This window comes from Pseudonocardia sp. ICBG1142, assembly GCF_020496255.1.
Taxonomy (GTDB): domain Bacteria; phylum Actinomycetota; class Actinomycetes; order Mycobacteriales; family Pseudonocardiaceae; genus Pseudonocardia.
Window position 1 is genome coordinate 1,017,513 of record NZ_JAHLJC010000030.1, and the last position, 18,139, is coordinate 1,035,651.

General features: G+C 69.6%; 16 protein-coding genes, 1 tRNA gene and 1 pseudogene. 6 read left to right on the plus strand and 12 right to left on the minus strand.

Going from position 1 to position 18,139, the window contains the following annotated elements:
• Window positions 1–93: 93 nt before the first annotated feature.
• Window positions 94–1,368 carry an MFS transporter gene (locus KPL59_RS19015; RefSeq protein ID WP_226362105.1) on the plus strand — a complete coding sequence of 425 codons (1,275 nt, stop codon included), beginning with the start codon at window positions 94–96 and terminating at the stop codon, window positions 1,366–1,368.
• The gene (locus tag KPL59_RS19020; protein WP_226352770.1) at window positions 1,365–2,516 is read left to right on the plus strand and encodes a DNA polymerase III subunit delta'; all 1,152 of its coding nucleotides are present in this window, start codon (window positions 1,365–1,367) and stop codon (window positions 2,514–2,516) included. Before KPL59_RS19015 ends, KPL59_RS19020 begins: the two co-directional genes overlap by 4 nt.
• Before the next feature lie 25 nt (window positions 2,517–2,541).
• Here the strand turns inward: KPL59_RS19020 and KPL59_RS19025 are convergent, their stop codons facing one another.
• Window positions 2,542–4,722 carry a M20/M25/M40 family metallo-hydrolase gene (locus KPL59_RS19025; protein ID WP_226352769.1) on the minus strand — a complete coding sequence of 727 codons (2,181 nt, stop codon included), beginning with the start codon at window positions 4,720–4,722 and terminating at the stop codon, window positions 2,542–2,544.
• 269 nt (window positions 4,723–4,991) lie between these two features.
• Between KPL59_RS19025 and KPL59_RS19030 the strand changes: the two genes are divergently transcribed.
• Window positions 4,992–5,065 (plus strand) — tRNA-Thr (locus tag KPL59_RS19030).
• Window positions 5,066–5,144: 79 nt separating this feature from the next.
• Here the strand turns inward: KPL59_RS19030 and KPL59_RS19035 are convergent.
• Window positions 5,145–6,362: a tyrosine-type recombinase/integrase gene (locus KPL59_RS19035; RefSeq protein ID WP_308187916.1), complete on the minus strand. Its 1,218-nt coding sequence runs from the start codon at window positions 6,360–6,362 to the stop codon at window positions 5,145–5,147.
• 465 nt (window positions 6,363–6,827) lie between these two features.
• Between KPL59_RS19035 and KPL59_RS19040 the strand changes: the two genes are divergently transcribed.
• Entirely contained in the window at window positions 6,828–7,592 is a 765-nt protein-coding gene (locus tag KPL59_RS19040; RefSeq protein WP_226361561.1) for a transposase, read from the plus strand.
• 18 nt (window positions 7,593–7,610) lie between these two features.
• On the opposite strand, the pseudogene KPL59_RS19045 reads toward KPL59_RS19040, so the two are convergent.
• The 8 genes and pseudogenes from KPL59_RS19045 to KPL59_RS19080 all read right to left on the minus strand — a co-directional run.
• Window positions 7,611–7,871, minus strand: a pseudogene (locus tag KPL59_RS19045) (helix-turn-helix domain-containing protein); the annotation flags it as partial.
• The gene (locus KPL59_RS19050) at window positions 7,868–9,214 is read right to left on the minus strand and encodes a DUF3631 domain-containing protein (RefSeq protein ID WP_226361562.1); all 1,347 of its coding nucleotides are present in this window, start codon (window positions 9,212–9,214) and stop codon (window positions 7,868–7,870) included. The pseudogene KPL59_RS19045 and the gene KPL59_RS19050, both read right to left, overlap by 4 nt.
• A gap of 152 nt (window positions 9,215–9,366) precedes the next feature.
• The gene (locus KPL59_RS19055) at window positions 9,367–10,290 is read right to left on the minus strand and encodes a bifunctional DNA primase/polymerase (protein ID WP_226361563.1); all 924 of its coding nucleotides are present in this window, start codon (window positions 10,288–10,290) and stop codon (window positions 9,367–9,369) included.
• A gap of 220 nt (window positions 10,291–10,510) precedes the next feature.
• Window positions 10,511–12,763, minus strand: coding sequence for an FtsK/SpoIIIE domain-containing protein (locus KPL59_RS19060; protein WP_226361564.1), 2,253 nt, complete (start codon window positions 12,761–12,763; stop codon window positions 10,511–10,513).
• Entirely contained in the window at window positions 12,763–13,584 is an 822-nt protein-coding gene (locus KPL59_RS19065) for an ABC transporter permease (RefSeq protein WP_226361565.1), read from the minus strand. The genes KPL59_RS19060 and KPL59_RS19065 overlap by 1 nt, the downstream gene beginning before the upstream one ends.
• Window positions 13,581–13,907, minus strand: coding sequence for a hypothetical protein (locus KPL59_RS19070; protein ID WP_226361566.1), 327 nt, complete (start codon window positions 13,905–13,907; stop codon window positions 13,581–13,583). Before KPL59_RS19070 ends, KPL59_RS19065 begins: the two co-directional genes overlap by 4 nt.
• Window positions 13,904–14,299: an RRQRL motif-containing zinc-binding protein gene (locus tag KPL59_RS19075; protein WP_226361567.1), complete on the minus strand. Its 396-nt coding sequence runs from the start codon at window positions 14,297–14,299 to the stop codon at window positions 13,904–13,906. Before KPL59_RS19075 ends, KPL59_RS19070 begins: the two co-directional genes overlap by 4 nt.
• Before the next feature lie 44 nt (window positions 14,300–14,343).
• Window positions 14,344–14,634 carry a hypothetical protein gene (locus KPL59_RS19080; protein ID WP_226361568.1) on the minus strand — a complete coding sequence of 97 codons (291 nt, stop codon included), beginning with the start codon at window positions 14,632–14,634 and terminating at the stop codon, window positions 14,344–14,346.
• A 187-nt stretch (window positions 14,635–14,821) separates the two neighbouring features.
• Here KPL59_RS19080 and KPL59_RS19085 point away from each other — a divergent pair, with 187 nt between their 5' ends.
• On the plus strand, window positions 14,822–15,670 hold the full coding sequence (locus KPL59_RS19085) for a GntR family transcriptional regulator (RefSeq protein ID WP_226361569.1): 849 nt from the start codon (window positions 14,822–14,824) through the stop codon (window positions 15,668–15,670).
• Entirely contained in the window at window positions 15,667–16,335 is a 669-nt protein-coding gene (locus KPL59_RS19090; protein WP_226361570.1) for an HAD family hydrolase, read from the plus strand. Before KPL59_RS19085 ends, KPL59_RS19090 begins: the two co-directional genes overlap by 4 nt.
• Before the next feature lie 439 nt (window positions 16,336–16,774).
• On the opposite strand, the gene KPL59_RS19095 is transcribed toward KPL59_RS19090, so the two are convergent.
• Together KPL59_RS19095 and KPL59_RS19100 are read right to left on the minus strand one after the other, a co-directional pair.
• The gene (locus tag KPL59_RS19095; protein WP_226361571.1) at window positions 16,775–17,539 is read right to left on the minus strand and encodes a hypothetical protein; all 765 of its coding nucleotides are present in this window, start codon (window positions 17,537–17,539) and stop codon (window positions 16,775–16,777) included.
• A gap of 3 nt (window positions 17,540–17,542) precedes the next feature.
• On the minus strand, window positions 17,543–18,082 hold the full coding sequence (locus tag KPL59_RS19100) for a hypothetical protein (protein WP_226361572.1): 540 nt from the start codon (window positions 18,080–18,082) through the stop codon (window positions 17,543–17,545).
• Window positions 18,083–18,139 lie beyond the last annotated feature (57 nt).

The window sequence follows — 18,139 nt, forward strand, 5'->3', positions numbered from 1 at the left end:
AACATCCGCACGCCGCACCGGGCGAGGAGGTGAGCCGCGATCACGACCCCGTCGTCGTCGACGTCGTCGCACCGCCTGACGTCGGTCCTCGCGATCCCCGCCTTCCGCAGGCTCTGGTCGGTCACCGCGGTCACCGCGACCGGCGAGTGGCTGGCGCTGCTGGCACTCACCTCGCTGGCCACCCACCTCACCGCGGGCGCCGGGTTCACCGCGCAGAGCTTCGCGCTCGGCGGCGTCGTCGCGACCAAGCTGGTGCCGTCGCTGCTGTTCGGGCCGCTCGCCGGGGTGCTCGCCGACCGCTTCGACCGGCGCAAGGTCATGGTGACCTGTGACCTCGCGAAGTTCGTGCTGCTGCTGTCGATCCCGTTCGTCGGGCAGCTGTGGTGGCTGCTGGTCGTGACCCTGCTCCTCGAGCTGTGCACCATGTTCTGGATCCCGGCGAAGGACGCGGCCGTCCCGAACCTGCTGCGCAGCCCGGCGCAGATGGAGAGTGCCGCGCAGCTGGGCCTGCTCGTGACCTACGGCGTCGCGGTCGTCGGCGGTGCGGGGCTGTTCGCGCTGGTCAGCAAGGTCGGCCCGATGTTCGGGGCTGACCAGGAGACCACCGTCTACGCGGCGCTGTGCCTCAACGGGTTCGCGTTCCTGCTCTCGGCGCTGGTCGTGTACTTCGCGATCCCCGAGATCTCCGGCCGGGCCACCGAGGCCGAGCGGCAGCAGGCCCCGCCGTCGCTGCTGTACCTGCTGCGCGACGGCTACACCTACGTCGTCCGCACCCCGCTCGTGCGCGGGCTGGTCGTCGGGGTCGTCGGCGGGTTCACCGCGGGCGGCGCCGTGATCGCGACGGCCAAGCTCTACGCGTCGAGCCTCGGCGGTGGGGACGCGGCGTACTCGATCCTGTTCGCGTCGGTCTTCGCCGGACTCGCCGCGGGCATGGCCCTCGGCCCGGTGCTGGCCCGGCAGGTGCCGCACCGGCGGCTGTTCGGCAGCGCGATCGTCGGGGCCGGGGTGTCGCTCGTCGTCGTGGCGGTGGCGGTGCACCTGTTCATGGCGATCGCCGCGGTGCTGGTCGTCGGCGCGTTCGCCGGGATCGCCTTCCTGACCGGGCTCACGATCATCGGCACCGAGGTCGCCGACGGGATCCGCGGCCGGGTCAACGCGTTCGTGCAGTCCCTGGTCCGGCTGGTGCTGCTGGGGGCGATGTCGGTGGTGCCGGTCGTCGTCGGCGTCGTCGCGACCCGGACGGTGACCGTCGGCGATACCGCGCTGCTGGTCGACGGCACGCGGTTCGTGCTCGCCGGGGCGGGCGTCCTGGCGGCGGCGGTCGGCGTCGTCGCGCGCCGGCAGATGACGGAGGAGGGATCGTCGTGAGTGTGTGGGACGACGTGGTGGGCCAGCCCGCCGCCGTCGCCGAGCTGGACGCGGCGGCATCGGACCCGTCGGCGATGACCCACGCCTGGCTGTTCACCGGCCCGCCCGGCTCCGGCCGGTCCAACGCCGCGCGCGCCTTCGCGGCCGCCCTGCAGTGCCGCTACCACGGCTGCGGCGAGTGCGCGGCCTGCAGGACCGTCATGGCGGGCACGCACTCCGACGTCCGGGAGATCGTCCCCGAGGGACTGTCCATCTCGGTCGCCGAGATGCGCTCGCTCGTGCAGCTCGCCGCCCGCAAGCCCGCCACCGGGACCTGGCAGATCGTGATCATCGCCGACGCCGACCGGCTCACCGAGGGCGCGTCGAACGCGCTGCTCAAGGCGGTCGAGGAGCCGGCCCCGGAGACGGTGTTCCTGCTCTGCGCGCCGTCCGACCATCCCGACGACGTGCCCGTCACGATCCGGTCGCGCTGCCGGATGGTGCACCTGCGCAGCCCGGCGCCCGACGCCGTCGCCGGGGTGCTGCGCGACCGCGACGGCATCGATCCCGAGCAGGCCCGGTGGGCCGCGTCGGTGTGCGGCGGCCACGTCGGCCGGGCGCGGCGCCTCGCCCGTGACCCGCAGGCCCGTGCCCGTCGCGAGGAGATCCTCGGCGTGCCGACGAAGCTCCGTCGCCTCGGCGACGCGTTCTTCCACGCCGACGTGCTGATCCGCGCGGCCGAGGCCGAGGCCGAGGAGCTGCGCTCCTCCCGTGACGAGTCCGAGCGTGAGGAGCTGGCGGTCGCGATGGGGGCCGGGGGCACCGGCAAGGGCGCCGCCGCGGCGGCCCGCTCGGCGAAGGCGGCCGAGCGGGACCTGGAGAAGCGGCAGAAGAGCCGCGCCACCCGTACGCAGCGGGACGCGCTCGACCGTGCCCTGGTCGACCTCGCCGGCTTCTACCGGGACGCGATCGTCGCCGCGACCGGTGCGACGGTGCCGCTGACCAACCCGGACCGCGACCGCGAGATCCGGGTGGCCGCCGCCGAGTGGGGCCCGGAGTCGAGCCTGCGCCGGCTGGAGGCGGTGCTCGCCTGCCGCGACGCGCTGGAGCAGAACGTGAAGCCGCGGATCGCCGTCGAGGCCATGATGACCGCGCTGCACCGTGGATGACCGGCCACCTCACACTGCTTCCCGTTCACCCCCTGAGCTCCACCCGCGTCGCCAGCACCACCTGGTCGCTGGTGGGGTCCGGCGCCCCCCGCAGTTCCGGCGGCCGCGGCACGAAGCCCGGCACCCCATTCAGCCCCGGCGAGAGGTCCGCGACGGCCACGCTCAGCGGCCCCGGCCCCGTCACCAGCTCGACGACGGCACCCGCGGCCGGCACCGCGTGCAGCCGCACCTCGGTCAGCCCGTCCGCTGGCGCGGCCGACACCGCGGGCCGTCCGGCGGGGGTCACGGTCGCCGCGGCGACGGCCCGGTCCGGTCGTAGCGTGATCCCCGGCGCCCCGCGCGGGCTCGTCACACGCAGCACCGCCCGGTCCGCGGTGCGGCTCAGGACCTCCGCTCGCGGCCCCGGCACGGCCAGCGGCTGCGCCGGCCCGGTCCGGACCTCGTCCGGCCCCGGCCAGGCCGGCACCTCCCGCGCCGGGGTGTCCAGGTAGCGGGCAGTCCAGGGCGCAGGGACGGTCTGGTTGCTGACCCAGCGGGCACCCTCGTCGTCCTGCAGGAACGACAGGTGCGAGGCCTGCGGCCGCTCCGCCGACGGACCGTTCAGCGCCGCCCCCACCCCGGCGAGGACGACCGAGGCCAGCACCGCCGCGACGGGCACCGGCCACGCCCGCCCGGGCCGGTCTCCGGCCGCCGCGCGTCGCACCCCCTCCGGTACGAGAACGAGCGTGAGCGCCGCGGCGGTGAGCACGAGCGCCGCGGCCGGGACGCCGTCGCACACCCCGGACAGTACGAACAGATCCCAGCCAAGCGGCACCAGCAGTGCCGCCACCGGTACCGCGCCCAGCGTGGCGGCTGCCGTCGCGCCGACCGGGCGCCCCCGTAGCGCCAGGGCGGCAGCGAGCCCGGCGCCCGCGGCGGCCGCGGGCCACGCGAACAGGTACGACGCGCCCGGCACCGTGGCCGCTGTGACCAGGCCCAGCACGGCGAGCACCAGCGCCCCGGCCGTCGCCGCGCCGGCGGTGCCCGCCCAGCGGCGCACCGCGAGCCACCACAGTGCCGTCACTGCGACGGCCAGCGCCACCGCGGCTGCCTGCACCGGGATCGGGCGGTGCAGGAACGGCCCGGTGTCCGCCCAGACCGGGTGCACCGCCAGGAGCGCCTGCCACAGCCCCACCGACGCGAACACCGTGGCGACGGCCGCGACGAGCAGCAGCACCGCCGCACCCAGGACGTGCGGCACCGTCGTCGCCCCGCACCGACGCGCGACCAGCACTGCGGCGACGACCGCGACCGCCCCGAGCGTCGCCACCGGCCACGCCAGCCACGACGGGTACACGACGGTCGTCCCGGCGAGACGGAAGTACGTCGCGTCGCCCTGTGGTGCGGCACCGGACGCCGCCGGGTCGAGCGGGGCGAGATCCTGGTTCCCCAGGGCACGGGCCAGACCCAGCGCGGCCTCGCCGTGCCCCTGCAGGCTTGCCGCGCTCAGGTTCTCCGGAGCGTCGCCCGTCGTGTGGTACTGCACCGGCTGCTCGACGAACGCGACGTCCATGCCGGGCCGGCCGGCGTCGATGACCCGGGTGAGGTCGGTGTCGTTGGGCAGCAGCCGGAACATCTCGACCAGTGACGAGTCGCCCGTGGGGTGCGGGACGGCGTCGGCGAACACCCGGGCCAGCCCGGTGTTGCCCGGGGAGGTCCGGAACATCAGCGACGGCCCGGACACCCCGCGCGCCTCGAAGTTCACGGTGACCGTCGGGCGCGCGGATGGGCTCAGCTCGTCGCGCACCCAGGCCTGCATGCCGAGCAGACCGACCTCCTCGGCGTCGGTGATCAGCACGACGAGGTCGTTGCGCAGCGGCGGGCCCTCCCGCATCGCGCGCACCGCCTCCAGGATCGCTGCCACTGACGCCATGTCGTCCGCGGCGCCGGGCCCGCTCGCGACCGAGTCGTAGTGCGCGGACAGAACGACCGCCCCGGTCGGGTCGGTGCCGGGCAGGGTGGCGACGAGGTTGTCGACCGGTGCCGCGGTCAGCCTGTCGTCGGCCCCGCCGATGCCGGTCGAGGAGTGCAGCCGTGTGGTCAGCCCGGCCGCGCTCAGCCGGGCGGCGATCGCGTCCCGGGCGGCACCGGCGGCCTGGCTCCCGCCCGGGCGCGGGCCGTCGACCAGGTCGTGCACCGTGCGCATCGCCCGGTCCGCGCTGAACACGCCGGGGTCCGCGTCAGTCGGGACGGGAACTGGTGCACGTCCGTCCAGCCACGTCGCCGCACTCACCAGGAGTAGGGCCAGGACCGCCAGCAGCCGCATCGTCACGGGGGTGATCCTGTCTCCGGACGACGCAGTGGGCGTCCGACTTCCGGATGATCCCGGGGCCGTGGACGCGGTGGGGCACTGTTCGGCCGAACCGTATCGGTCGGGGAGCCGGTGGGGGGTGCTCCGGTGGCGTGGAGGGCGCCGCTACACTAGTTCCGCACCACGCCGCCTTAGCTCAGTCGGTTAGAGCGACGCACTCGTAATGCGTAGGTCTGGGGTTCGACTCCCCAAGGCGGCTCGCCTCTCACCAGGGACTTCCCGACTATCGGAAGTCCCTGGTCGCATGTCGGGACCAGTTTGGGGACCAGTTGTACCCGCTAGGCAGGCATCAGCACGCCCGCCGGACCGTCGTCCCCACCGTCCTGCAAGAGGTCGAGCAGTCGACTCCGCCACGTGTCCGGCAGCGTGTCCGCGAGATCCCGGATGGCGGCCTCCTGGACCCGACTCAGGCCCTCCTGGCGGGCAGCGTCAGCTATGTCCGACGGTGACGCCCACAGCAGCCCGCCGACCTGCCCGGCTATCTCCCGTTTCAGCTCGTCCGGCACGTGCATGTACCGGGAAGCCATCGACGCTTCCGACCATCCCATGATGTCCATAACGGCCCGTACGGGGACCTTCAGGACGAGCAGCATCGTCGCGGCCGTGTGGCGCGCGTCGTGCAGCCTGGCGGGCCGCACGGATGACGCCGTGAGCATGTCTCGCCATTCCTGGTAGTCGCGGCGCGGGTCGAGTGGTCGACCGGTCGGTTGAGCGAACATCCAATCGCCGTCCTGCCACATCTCCACCGCCAGGTTCCGTTCCGCCCGCTGTTCTTGGCGGTGGCGTTCGAGCCACAGCATGAGCGGGCGCGGAACACTCACGACACGGCGCCCGGCGCGCGATTTCGTGTCGGCCTCGAATACACCCCCGTCCTGTCGCCGCGGGCAGTGGCGCGCGTGCCCCTTGCAATCGTCGGGGCACAGCGGTGGGCAAGCCCGCGTGTGGTGGCGGCAATCGATCGGGCAGCGCTCTGTCTTGTGCCAATCTGCAGCGCACGCGCGCGGATCAGCGCATCCGTGACGCCACGTCCCGCGTTGAAGGGCGCGCCGGACCGTGATGGTTCCGCCACAAACATCAAGGTCGGACCACTTCAGCCCGATTGCCTCGCCTTGACGGAAGCCCATCGCCAGCGCGAGAGCGAAGCGGACGCCGTTTCGGCGTTCGCTGGCGGTGGCCAGGATGCGCCGCGCTTCCTCCAATGTCAGCGGTTCGATTTCTGGCTCCACGAGCTGTGGTGCCCGCGCGACGAGAGCCGGGTTCTCGACGATATGACGGCGTCGCAATGCCTCGTTGAGCGACGTCCGCAGCGTGGCGTGCACGTGGTAGATCGACGATGACGCCAGCGCGGGTCGCCGCGCGCGGAGTTTCACGTACAGCTTCTCGATGTGCTCTGGCTGGAGCTTGTCGAGGCGATGCGCGCCGAGCCCTGGAATGAGGTACTCGACGACGTCCGTGCGGTACCGGGCAACCGTCTTCGGGCGCAGTGCTGGACCCACGATGTTGTCGAGCCAGTGCGTGAGCCATTTTCGACGGTCCAGGCCTGTCCAGGCTTGCGCACCTTGCCGGAGTCGCGCTGCTTCTCCAACTCGCGAACAGCGCGGATCGCCTCCGTCTCGTTCTTCCGCTTGACGGTCCGGCGGTCGGGCTTGCCATTGTCGCGCACTCCCATCGTGACCTTGCCGATCCAGCACTTGTCGTATGTGCTGTAGAAGATCGATGACGCACCGTTTGGTGCGCGCGTACCTTCCTCCCGCTTCCTACGCGGCATCGCTGTTCTCGCTCTCGTCGATCGGGCATTCGGGACTGGACGCCACTGCGAGCTGTGCAATGTACGAAGTCAGTGAGGCTTATTCAGGCCCCGTGAAATAACGATCTAGCCCGGCGTGTCGGGTTGGGCGACAGCCCGTCCATCGCGAATATTGGTTTGCCGAATCAATCCGAGATGAACGGGCTGCCGCAGTATGTACTATACCACTGGTTTCCGGCGTGATGAAATTCAGGATCTTGTCGCTATAGTGTATGAGCAGGATCAGCGGGACGCGACGGAGGCACGTTTGTCTTGGCCGCCGGTTCTGGGGTTGTTCTGGTCGGTGGTGATCACGTTGGCGTATCTGCGCGGGAATCGTGTGCAGTGGGAGTTGGCGGAAACCTATGGGGTGTCGCAGTCGACGGTTAGTCGAGCGATCACGGGGGTGACACCGTTGCTGGCACAGGCGCTGCGGAGTGTCGTTCCGACGGCAGAGGAGCTTCGTGCCGATCGGCAGTACATCATCGATGGAACCTTGCTGCCCTGCTGGTCATGGGCCGCGGTGCCGGGTCTGTGGTCGGGCAAGCATCGCACCACCGGCGTCGTCGTCCAGGTCGCAGCCACCCTGGAAGGGCAGCTGTCGTGGATCTCCGACCCGACCCCAGGCTCCCGACACGACCTATATTGCCTCGACCAATCCGGCGCCCTCGACCACCTCGCCACATACTCCCCGATCGGCGATAAAGGATACATCGGGCGCGGCATGCTCACCCCGTTCAAAAAACCACCCGGCCGGGAACTTCTCGACTGGCAAAAAACATTCAACAAGAGCCTCAACCACACACGCGCCACCATCGAACGAGTCATCGCCCATATCAAAACGTGGAAAGTTCTCCACACAGACTACCGGCGGCCCTACGCCACATTTAAAACGACAATCTCGGCAGTCATCGGACTCATCTTCTACACACTTACCTGACGGAGCCTGAATAAGCCTCAGTGCGTCGATTGAGATCCGCCGCAATCGCCCGATCCGTACGGATTCTATGTCGCCGGACTTCACGAGCGCGAACATCCGTGTTCGACCGATCCCCAGCCATTCGGCCGCTTCCTCAACGGTGAGAAGTGTCCGCGATGGAAAAGAGCGCCGTTCGACAACGACAGGCGCCGGAGGAGTCAGTAGCTCGGCCAGCCGGGCCAAGAGCCCGACGATCTCAGCAGTGTCAGCGCGACCGCTCGGCGCGGGAACGGCACTCACGCTCCACCTCCGACGGCGCGGAGGTGCGGGGTATCCGTACCAAGCGTCCCAAGCGTTGCATGCCTGGTCAGGGGTGGTACGGATGTTTCGGTGGGACGCTTGTATCCGTACCGGGGCTCGTCGGGTGGGACGCTTGTATCCGTACCGGGAGAACAAGCGTCCCGGGCCTGACCTGCGGTGCGACGCTTGGGACGCTTGGTACGGATGTCTGGTCCTCCCGGCTCGGTGTCGGCTGCCTCGACATCGGTCTCGGCGCCGTCGGAGTCGAACACCGAGGGGGTGTAGCGGTGCCAGGCGTCGGAGAAGTCGACGCACCGGTAGCCCTTCATCTGCCCTTCGGTGAATCGGAGCGTGGTCGAGCGAATCCCGAAGTCGGCGAGCATCAGCCCGAGCTTGCGAATGGTCAGCCCGGCTGGTCCGCCGAACTCCGACCACGGGGCGTCTGGATCGGCGCGCAACCGTTCCAGCAGCAGCTTGGAGGGAATGGCCTGCAGGTCGGCGAGCGCAGCGTGGCAGTCGATGAGGAGCCGGACTCGTTCGGAGCCCTGGTCGTTGTCGTAGGCTTCACCGAGCAGGGCGATGATGGCTGCGCGGGCTCGGTCGGGCCAGTCGCCTCCGGCGTGGTCGGCGATGGCGACGAGGGGTTCCCAGGTGTCGGCGGCCCGGTCCTCGACCGGCATGGCGGGCGCGGCCTGCTCCAGGGCGGGCAGCACCTGCCGGACCCATCGGTGCAGGCTTCCGCAGAGGGTCTGCAAGGCGGGCCGGTCCCGGCGGAAGCGGTACGGGTCGACGTGCTCACCGTCGGCGCGGCGGCGCATCCGCACGATGACGGCCCGGTCCTCGATGGTGTCGGGCATGGTCCCGATCCCGGCGAGCGCGGCCATGGCGAACGTGGGGATGCGCTCCACCTGCTGCTTGGCCGCGTCGTAGCGCATCGCGGGCCGGTTGCGTTGGTGACCGGCATTGAGCAGCCCTCGCAGGTCTTCGTTCGCTCCGGCGGCCGGGCCGAAAATCGTGTCGGCCTCGTCGACGAGCAGCGTGGGCGGGTCGTCGGTGATCGATCGGAAGATGGCCGACGGGCTGCTGTTGACGGTGATGAACGCGTTCCAGCACAGCGCCTCGACGATGTCGAGCAGTCGAGACTTGCCGCAGCGCTTCTCCGGCGCGCGGATGACCAGGCGAGCGGCGTGAGCCCATGCGGGTTGGGCGTGGGTGGCTGCGATCCAGAGCGTGACGGCGTGGGCGGCGGCTTCGGACGGCAGGATCACGTACCGGCGCAGCACGCTGAGCACGTCGTCGAGCAGCTCGGCCCCAGCGTTCTCGGTGCCCTCGGTGTCCTCCATGGCGTCGCCCGGAGTGGGGCGGTGGGGCGTGTTCTCGTCGGTGGTGGTTGGTTCGTGTCGGGTGGTAGGGGGTGCGGTCTCGGGCGCGTTCACGGGGCTCTGACTGCCTTCCTGTGGGCCGTTTGCGGTGGGGGTGGGGTCAGGGGCGGGGCTCATGCGGGGACTCCTTCGTCTCGGAAGCCGCCGGTGATCGCGGCGTGGATGTCGCGTTCGGTTTGCTGGGCGGCGTGGCCTGCATCGGTGAGGGCGGCGACGGCGGCGGTGCGGGTGAGGGCCCCGGCGGCGACCATGCGGGCCAGGCCGCGTGCGGCGCCGTACAAGGTGGCTCGGCGGCGGCCTTTCGGGGCGGTCCGGACGGTGGCCAGGGTCGCAGCGAGCAGCGCGTCCGGGGATGAGATGCCCCTGCCCCAGTTGCCGGTGGGTATCGGGCGTGGAGCGGGGCTCTCTGTCGGTGGTGCGCTGGGTTCAGGCTGCGAGGTCGGTGCGGTGAGGACCAGGCCGCGAAGGGCGGGGGGCATCTCGATGACTGGTCGTGGTGCGGGCAGCCACCGGTAGGCCTGACCGGTGTCGGGATGCACCGACGGCGAGAGCACGACGTAGCCGCCGTCGGCCTTGATGTCCACGCCGTCCCGGCCGGGCAGGGCGCGGGAGACCACGGGTATGCCGGGGTGTCGGTAGTAGAGGTGCCAGCCACCTCCGCCGGTGGCGGCGCCGAGGGTGGGCGGCATCAGTGCCGGGTCGAGGCGCCCGCCGTGGCGGGGGTCGATATCGACCACAACCAGACCTGACGGTGCGCCGGTACGCACGGCCAACAGTCCGCCGGGGACGGCGGCCAGCATGGCGGCGATGCGGGCCGGGTCGAGGGTGGCGGCGTAGAAGCCGTGGCAGGTCAGGCATCCGCAGGCCTGCCGGTCATGCGATGGGTCGGCGGCGCGGCAGCGTGCGCAGTTGGCGACCGGCCGCTTCGACCGGCCAAGCACGAACAGCGGCCAGCCGCGATCCACGGCAGCGACCGCCGCCGCCATGAACACTTCTGTTCGTTCGCTGAGGTCAAAGTGGTTACTGTACGTAGACATAGGAACTCCAGGGGTGACCGTGAGATGGCATGGGTCTAGCGGCACGGGACCCCTCCGGGGTGCCGCGTGAGGCCGATATGCAGGGGGTTTGCTGTGGTGGTGCTAGGAGCTAGCGGGCTGGTCAGATCGGAGATGGGGCGCTAGCGGGGGCCGCTAGGTCTAGCGGGCGGTGCCGCTAGGCAAGATCGCCAGCGCCCATCTCCGATCTGACCGGCTCCGACTACGCTGCGTGACCTTCCGGGGCGTCTGGTTCGACGGTGCGGTCGGTGCGGGTGGCGAGCCACGTGGTGACGATGGCCTCCCGCAGGTAGCCGCGCCGGTTCGCGCCGTCGCCGGTTTCCGGGTCGGTGCCCCATACCTGGCCGGGCTTGAGGCCGTAGGGCTTGAGCCCGGCCGCGAGCGTGGCCGGGGTGGCCTTGGCGTAGATGTCGGGCCACTGGGCCGTGAGGCGGGTGGCGATGACCTCGGACCACAGCCGGTCCTCGTCGGGGCCGAACACGGCCGCCATGTCGGCCAGGATCGACCGCCGTGCCGTGGTTTCGGTCGTCTCGTCGACCTCACCGGCGGCGTGGCCGGTGATGGTCCCGGCGGCCTCCCGTAGCGCGCGGGCGCGGGCGCCGATGGCCTCGGCGGCCGGGCCGTCGATGTAGGCGGTGCGGACAATCTGGGCGTCGTCCCCGGCGCCGACGAGGTAGCCGATGCCCTTGTCCTTGGCGGTGAACATCGTCGCCCGCAGGCCCTGCTGGTAGGACGAGGTGCCGAGCACCATATCGTTCTCGACCTGCCCCATCACGCGCAGGCAGAACCGGATGCCGATGTTCGCCGAGACGCCGGTCGGCATGGACTTGGCGTCCGGGCGCTGCGTGGCCAAGATGAGGATGATGCCCAGCGCGGGGCCGCGCTTGATGATGGCCTCTGCCAGGCGGGCCGCCTCGTCCTTGTGGTCGGGGTGGCTGAACAGCTCCTGGCGCTCGTCGATGCCGATGACCTGCGTGTGCAGCTTGAGTTCACGGCGCGCCGAGAGCTGCGGGGTGACCTTGTTCTCCGGGCACCGCTCACGAGGCAGGCGGCGGATGGTCGCCGCGCGGGTGTCCAGCTCGGCGTAGACCTCCCGCAGGGTGTCCATGCAGGCTTCGAGGGTGGCCGGGTCGGCGCCGGAGCCGTAGCGGTGGCAGCAGTGCTCGACCATGGACAGGTCGCCGGTGCCCTTGAGTTCGAACACGCGGAGCTGGGCACCCGCGTCGAGTGCAGCGGCCAGGATCAGCACGCGCATGGCGAACGTCTTGCCCATGCGGGGCTTGGACCCGATCAGCACCGACTCGAACATCATCAGGATGTCGACGGAGCGTCCGCGCTGGTCGACTCCGAACGGGACGGGTCGGTGCAGGTCGACCGTGCCCCGCTTGGCTAGCGGCCACGCGACGGGCTTGGAGGTGGCCAGGTCGTTGTCCCCAACCCACAGCACCAGCCGCCCGGCGTGCTCGGCTTGGTTGGGCTCGGGCCACACGCACCCCATCGGCCGCCGGAGGCCGGAGGCGAGCCGGTCACGGCGCTCGATGACGTCCACCGCCGTCACCCCGTGTGGGAGGTCGACATCCGCGCGCCAGCCGGGGCCGTCACGGGTGATCGGGGCCGGGAAGGTGATGCCCTGACCGCCCTTGCTCATGGCCTGGTTGATCCCGGAGATCCCCAGCGCGGCGAGTGAGCGGATCACGACCTCCGAGGTCAGGCGCTCCACACGGGTGCGAACCACCGACGCGCCGGTGATCGGCCGGTCTACCGGGGTACCGACCTTCCCGAGCACGAGCGCCAGCACCAGCGCGGCGGTCCACAGATAGAGGGCGGGCAGCCACATCAGCGCGGCCACGACCGTGGCGCCGGTGAGCATGGTCGCGACGAACGCGGCCCGGCGGCGGGTCGCCACCCGCTGGGCGCGGTCGGCGGTGAGCTTGAGGTAGGTGTCGTACTCCTTGCCCGCCCCGGCGGCGGTGCGCAGGGTCGCGGCCTCGGAGTCGTTGACCCACCGCGCCCCCGCCCGCAGCGCCACCCACGCCCCGCGCAGAGACCAGCGCAGCAGCTTGGCCCCGTACAGCGGTGCGCGGATGGCGTGGAAGCCGGTCACGTGCCAGGCCCAGCCCAGCGCCCACCGAGCAGCAGCACGGACGTCGACGGTGCGCGTCAGCCACGGCGCGATGATCGAGTGACGGGCGATCTCGCGGCGCTGCCACGGCAGCAGCCCCTCAGCGTGGGAGCCCTCAGTGACGCGGGCCCCGACGACGTCGGTGGGCGAGTCAACCGGCACCAGTGGCTGCCCGTTCTCGTCCTCGGCAACCTCGTCGAGGTCGGTACGAGCGGGCTCCTGGTCGTCGTCGCCGGACTTGCGCATCACGATCGGCGTGTCCATCGTGGACCCTTCGGTGGTCGGGTCGTGCGGGTCGTCGGGGCCGGGTGCGGCCAGAGCGGTGACGGTCATCAGACGGCCTCTCCGTCGGTGCTGTCGTTGGTGGTGTCGGTGTCGCGGATGAGGTGGGACAGGGCCGCGCCGCAGCCGAGCACGACCACGGGCAGGCAGGACACGAACGCGGTGATCTGCCAGGGCGCGCGGTCCATCCCGGCAGCGACCATGAGGTGGTAGGCGATCTGCCCGGCCGCTCCGAGCGCGAGCGCGGCTACGGTCGACCAGCGAGCGAACCGGCGGGCGGCATCGCTCACCGCTCCGGCCGGGGCGAGCCAGGCGCGCAGTGCGAACGCGGCGTAGGCCTCCACGGCGATCGGCAGCGTGATCGCGGAGTTCACCACCACCTGGTCGGCGATCCCCGGCAGCAGCCGGATGGGCCCGAAGCCGGTCAGCTCACCGAGCCCGACCCAGCCACCCCAGATGGACACGAACGCGCCGAGCGCGATCAACACCACCGGCCACGTCCCGATCCGTGAGCGCTTTGCCGGTGCGGTGGTGGGTGCGTCCGTGACCGACGTGACCGGCGAGAACACCGCCTCGTCGGTGCGCTCGTCGATCGACTCGGCGGTGGTCGCCGCATCGTCGTTGTCGGACGCGGCAGCGGTCGCTGGTACGAGGTGCAGTGCCGTGACCGCGCTGTCGGTGGTCGGGCTCGTGGCCTCAGTGGGGTTGAACCCGCAGGCGCGAAGGGCGTCGATGGCGGCGGTTGCCTTCGGTCGGCCGACGCGGTGTTCGGCCATGACCTGACGCAGCGACGGCCACGCCTGGATGCGGATGGCGTGCTCGCGCACTCGGTCGGTCAGCTCGTCGACGGGTAGCGGGTAGGCGCTGGTCATCGGTGGCCCCCTCGGTTGGTGGTGTGCATGACGTCGGTGATGGCGAGCAGCCGCGCGACGGTGGCCCCGGCGAACAGCGCCGGGACGCCCAACACGACGGCCCAGACCCTTGGGTCGGTGCTGTGGGCGAGGACGGCCCACTGGATGCCGACCACGACAGAGGTGGAGATCAGGGTGCGCATCGCGGAGCCGCCCATGCGCTCGACTCGACGGACCGACCGGTCGGCGCCGCTGGTGCGGGAACCGCCGCCGGAGGTGAACAGCGAGGCGACGCCGAGCAGGGCGAGCACTCCGAAGGCGATGAGCAGCCCCTGCCCGGTCATGCCGCACCCGCCAGCGACGTGCGGGCCGCAGCAGCGGCGGCGTGGCAGTCCCAGCACTCCCCGAGCGAGCGCGGGATGCGGTAGCCGGCGTCGAGCCCGCACGTCGGGCAGACCTGCTGAGCGGCGTTGCACCGGGCCACGGAGGCCCACCGAGCCGGAGTCATCGGCCGCTTCGGCACGGCCAGATCAACGCGGTAGAGGTAGGCCCAGCGCGGCCGGTTGCCCGGACCCCACACGAGCCATCCGGCGACGTCCTGCCCGGCCGGTCGCAGGCCCAGCGCGGCAAGCTGCCGCACCGTGGCCAGGCCAGTGGGCGCCCAGCCGTAGGTAAACACCGGGGCACCGGCGTAGCGGCCCGCGCACGGCCACTGGCGGCCGTCCCAGAGCCTCACCGTCGAGCGCGGCGCCGGTCGGGGGACAGTGCTGTACCCGCCCATTACGCGGCCTCGTCGATGAGCCGGACGTCGGTGGTGGCAGGGCCACAGCCCGGCAGCAGCACCGGCCGACGGCCAGCCGCCACGATCCGAGCGATGGCCCGGCGCGCCTCGCGACGCTCCCGACGGATGTCGGCCGCGAACGGCACCGGGTAGGCCACGGGCCGAACCACAGGCTCGGCCGCCACCTCCCGGACCACGCGGTGCCAGTACCGGCGCACCGCGCGCGCTCCCTCTTCGTTGAGCTGCCCGACGCACTCAGCGAGCGCGGCCGGGTCTGTTGCGTTCTTCACTGGGCTCCTCAGGGCATGGCGAAATAAGCCGGGGGCATCCGGCTTCCTCGCTGAGTTGAGTTGCGTCGACCGGTTTCCCGGCGACACAGATCAAGCTAGGACAGCATGCCTAGTACGGTCAACACAGCAAGGCTAGGTAGCTGGGGCTTCACCCAACTGGCCTAGCAAGGCTGGGTATGATGCCTCCATGGACAGCCTCAATCCAGACGATCCGCGACCGGAGTTTCAGCAGGTGGCGGCCATCTTGAGAGCCCAGATCGTCACGCGGATCCTGGAGCCGGGGGAGCAGCTCCCCTCCACGCCGGAGCTGATGCAGCACTTCGGCGTAGCCCGCGCGACCATCCAGAAGGCAACGGACCTCCTCAAGGCGGAGGGCCTCATCGTCGGCCGTCAGGGTAAGGGCGTGTTCGTGCGCCAACGCACGGAGCGATCAGTCGGTCTGCGACCACACGTCGAACAAATATTCGTGAGCGGTGATGTGGTGATTGACTTCGCCGGGTTCTCCGCTGAGACGCTATTCGGGGTGATCCAAGAGCCATTGGACAAACTCCGTAGTGGGACGCTCGGCGCCGAGACCGTCACGATTCGAATCCTGGTGCCGGACCTCTCATTGCCGATCGGATTGCCATCGCTGGCGCCAGATGGCGAGGACTCGCCGGGAGTGCGCGCACGCATGGATCGGATCGTTCAGAGGTCGACGCAATCGATCGCTGACACCGTGTCCGAACTAGCGGCACTCGGACTCATAAAGTCCGGCTCGGCCGAAGTTCGAACGGTTCACATGGCGCCACTTTTCAAGCTCTTTATTCTGAACTCTACAGAAGCCTTCTTCGGATTCTATCCGGTCGTTCAGCACGCCGTGGCCGTGAAGGGTAACCCGACAGAAATCTATGACCCGATGGGCAAGGATGCAACGCTCTTCCACTTCGCTAAGTCGGATGATCCAGAATCGATTGAGTCACAGTATGTCGAGCAGGCTCAAATCTGGTTTGAAAGCGTTTGGTCGTCGGTGGCCCGGAGCTGCGAATCCGCATGAGCGCCGCGAGCAATGTGGGCGCGATACTTAACGCCGCCGATTGTCTGCTATTTGACTTCGACGGGCCATTGTGTGACGTTTTTTCTGGCTTGAGTGCGCCGTCGATCGCGCGTCGCCTTGAGTCTATCGCGGGTCGGTGTTTTGATACCGACGATCCCCTGGTAGTCATGCATGAATGTCGCCGTGTCGTTGAGCGAGAGTTGGCGGACATCGTTGAGGACGCGTTGATTGAAAACGAGGTGTTCGCGATCGAGTCGGCGCGCACTAATGCGACTGGCGTCGACTCAATGCGCGAAGCACGTAAAGCGGGGTTCTCCATAGGGATTGTTTCGAACAACTCGGCAGATGCCGTTCGTCAATTTCTCGCCGTGAACGAGTTATCGGAAATTGTCAGTGCGGTAGTTGGTCGTCACTTCCGACGGCCCGATCTCATGAAGCCGAATCCCTGGCCGCTCGCCCGTGCCGTTGAGCTGGTAGGCGGCTCACCCGTCCGAGCTGTCCTGATCGGTGACTCCGTGACCGACGTTGAGGCGTGCCTCGCTGGGGGGGTGGGGTGCATCGCTCTGGCCAACAAGCCGGGCAAGCGCGAGGCGTTCAGGCGCGCCGGTGCTCACGTCATCGTGGATGACATGGCGGAGCTGAGTCACGCCATCCGGTCCGCGTAGCCACCTCCCGGCTAACGGCAGCCGGGGACCAATCAGGGGACCAGTTCATGCCCGATCAGTGCGGTCCGTAGGTGTTCGTGAGTCGTGTTGACCAGGCGTTCAACCATGAGTCGAACGGGCCTGAACGGTGACGCCAGGGCCTCGTAATGCGTAGGTCTGGGGTTCGACTCCCCAAGGCGGCTCCGAGAAGCCCCTGGTAGCGACGCTTCCGGGGGCTTCTTCATGTAGCGGGGAAGATCCATTTCCCTTAGGTCCCCTTCACTGGCGGCACGCCTCTCCCTCCGCTGGCGGGGGCACATGGCGACCGCTCGGCTACACGCTGTAGTGCTCGGCCACGGAGCGTTCCTATCATGATCAACTTCTGGCGCAGGCTCCGCGTCTACTTCCGCCGTGGCCGCCACCATGGGAGGGGCAGAGGGGGCGCAGCTGGCCGTGGTGACTACGGCTTCAGTAACCGTTCCTCGACGTCCGTAATGCCGGTCGGCGAGATCATCGACATGCCTGAGTCCCTGTCGTACTCGATCAACCTGCGGCCGTGAAGCCGGGACAGGACCCGGCGGTAGTTGAACAGCTTGTCCTGCTCCAGGCTGGCGGTGAGCTTCTTCTCGTGGACGCCGACGACGTCTGAGTAGAGGAGCAGCAACGTGCTGTCCTCGAGGCCAAGACCGGTGTCGAGGACGCGGACGACGTCGCCAACCTGCCAGAGGATCGGCACGGTCCGATCCACGAGCGACTCGACAACCTTCGTGGCCTCTTCCACCGAGATGGCGTGGAAAATCCGAACCAACTCGGCCATGATCCACTGCGACATGTGGACCGCGACGGTGGCGTCCATGAAGTTCGCGTCTACGTCCCCGCCGACGTGGCCGACGCCTCGTTTGTTCCGGAGGGCGTACAGCGGGACGAGCATGCGGGGAAGCACCACGCGGGCCGAGTCCGAGCCAGCCGTCTTCGGCTTCTTCTCCAGGTCCTTGCAGGCAGTATCGAACTGCGCGGGCTTCGATGCGGTTGCCGGGAAGTTGTCGCCATCGAGATGGCCGGCCAGGATTGTGTAGACGATCTCGCACAAGCGGCCGCTGTCCAGCGTGGTGGCCTCCCAGCGCCGCTCCCGGAAGTTCCGAGTGACCTTCTCGAATTCAGTGATCAACTCGCCGCGCAGTTCGGTCGGTAACTGGCCGAGTGCTGCGGTGGCGGATACAGGCACTCCCTATCGCTCCTGCTCGGAATCGCCCTTGAACCCGTTGTGGACGGCGTCGTAGCCCGTGTTGGTCAGGTAGAAGTTGCTCCCGTCGGAGTCCACCGCGATCCACTGATTGCGGATCGCCGCGTTGAAGTCCCGGTGAAAGTTTCCCGGCTTCTTCTCCCGCGCCGCCTGAAACTGCTGACTCACTTCTTCGCGAGTGAACAGCTCCTTGTCCTCGTGCTCCTGGAAGTAGGCCGCGAAGGCCGCGATCTTCTCGGTGTTCTTCGTGGCCTTGGTCGCCCGCAGGTACTCGCCGACCGAGGTGCGGGGCTTCCTCTGCGGGGCGGCGGCCTGGGCGCCGGTCTCCTTGCTCGGAGCCGTGGGACCAGCGCCGTTCGGGCCATGCCCGTTGTTGATCGGCGCCGACACGTTCTGCCCGAAGATGACGGCCATGACTTCCCATGCCTGCGCCTCGGTCACGTCACGGTCCAGGGTCAGGCCCGGTCCATTCAGGACGAGGTGGTAGCTCGGCTGGTCGCGCGAGGATCCGCCCGCGCTCTCCATCTCGTCGAGGTTCTGTACCTGGAGGCTTATTCAGGCCCCGTGAAATAACGATCTAGC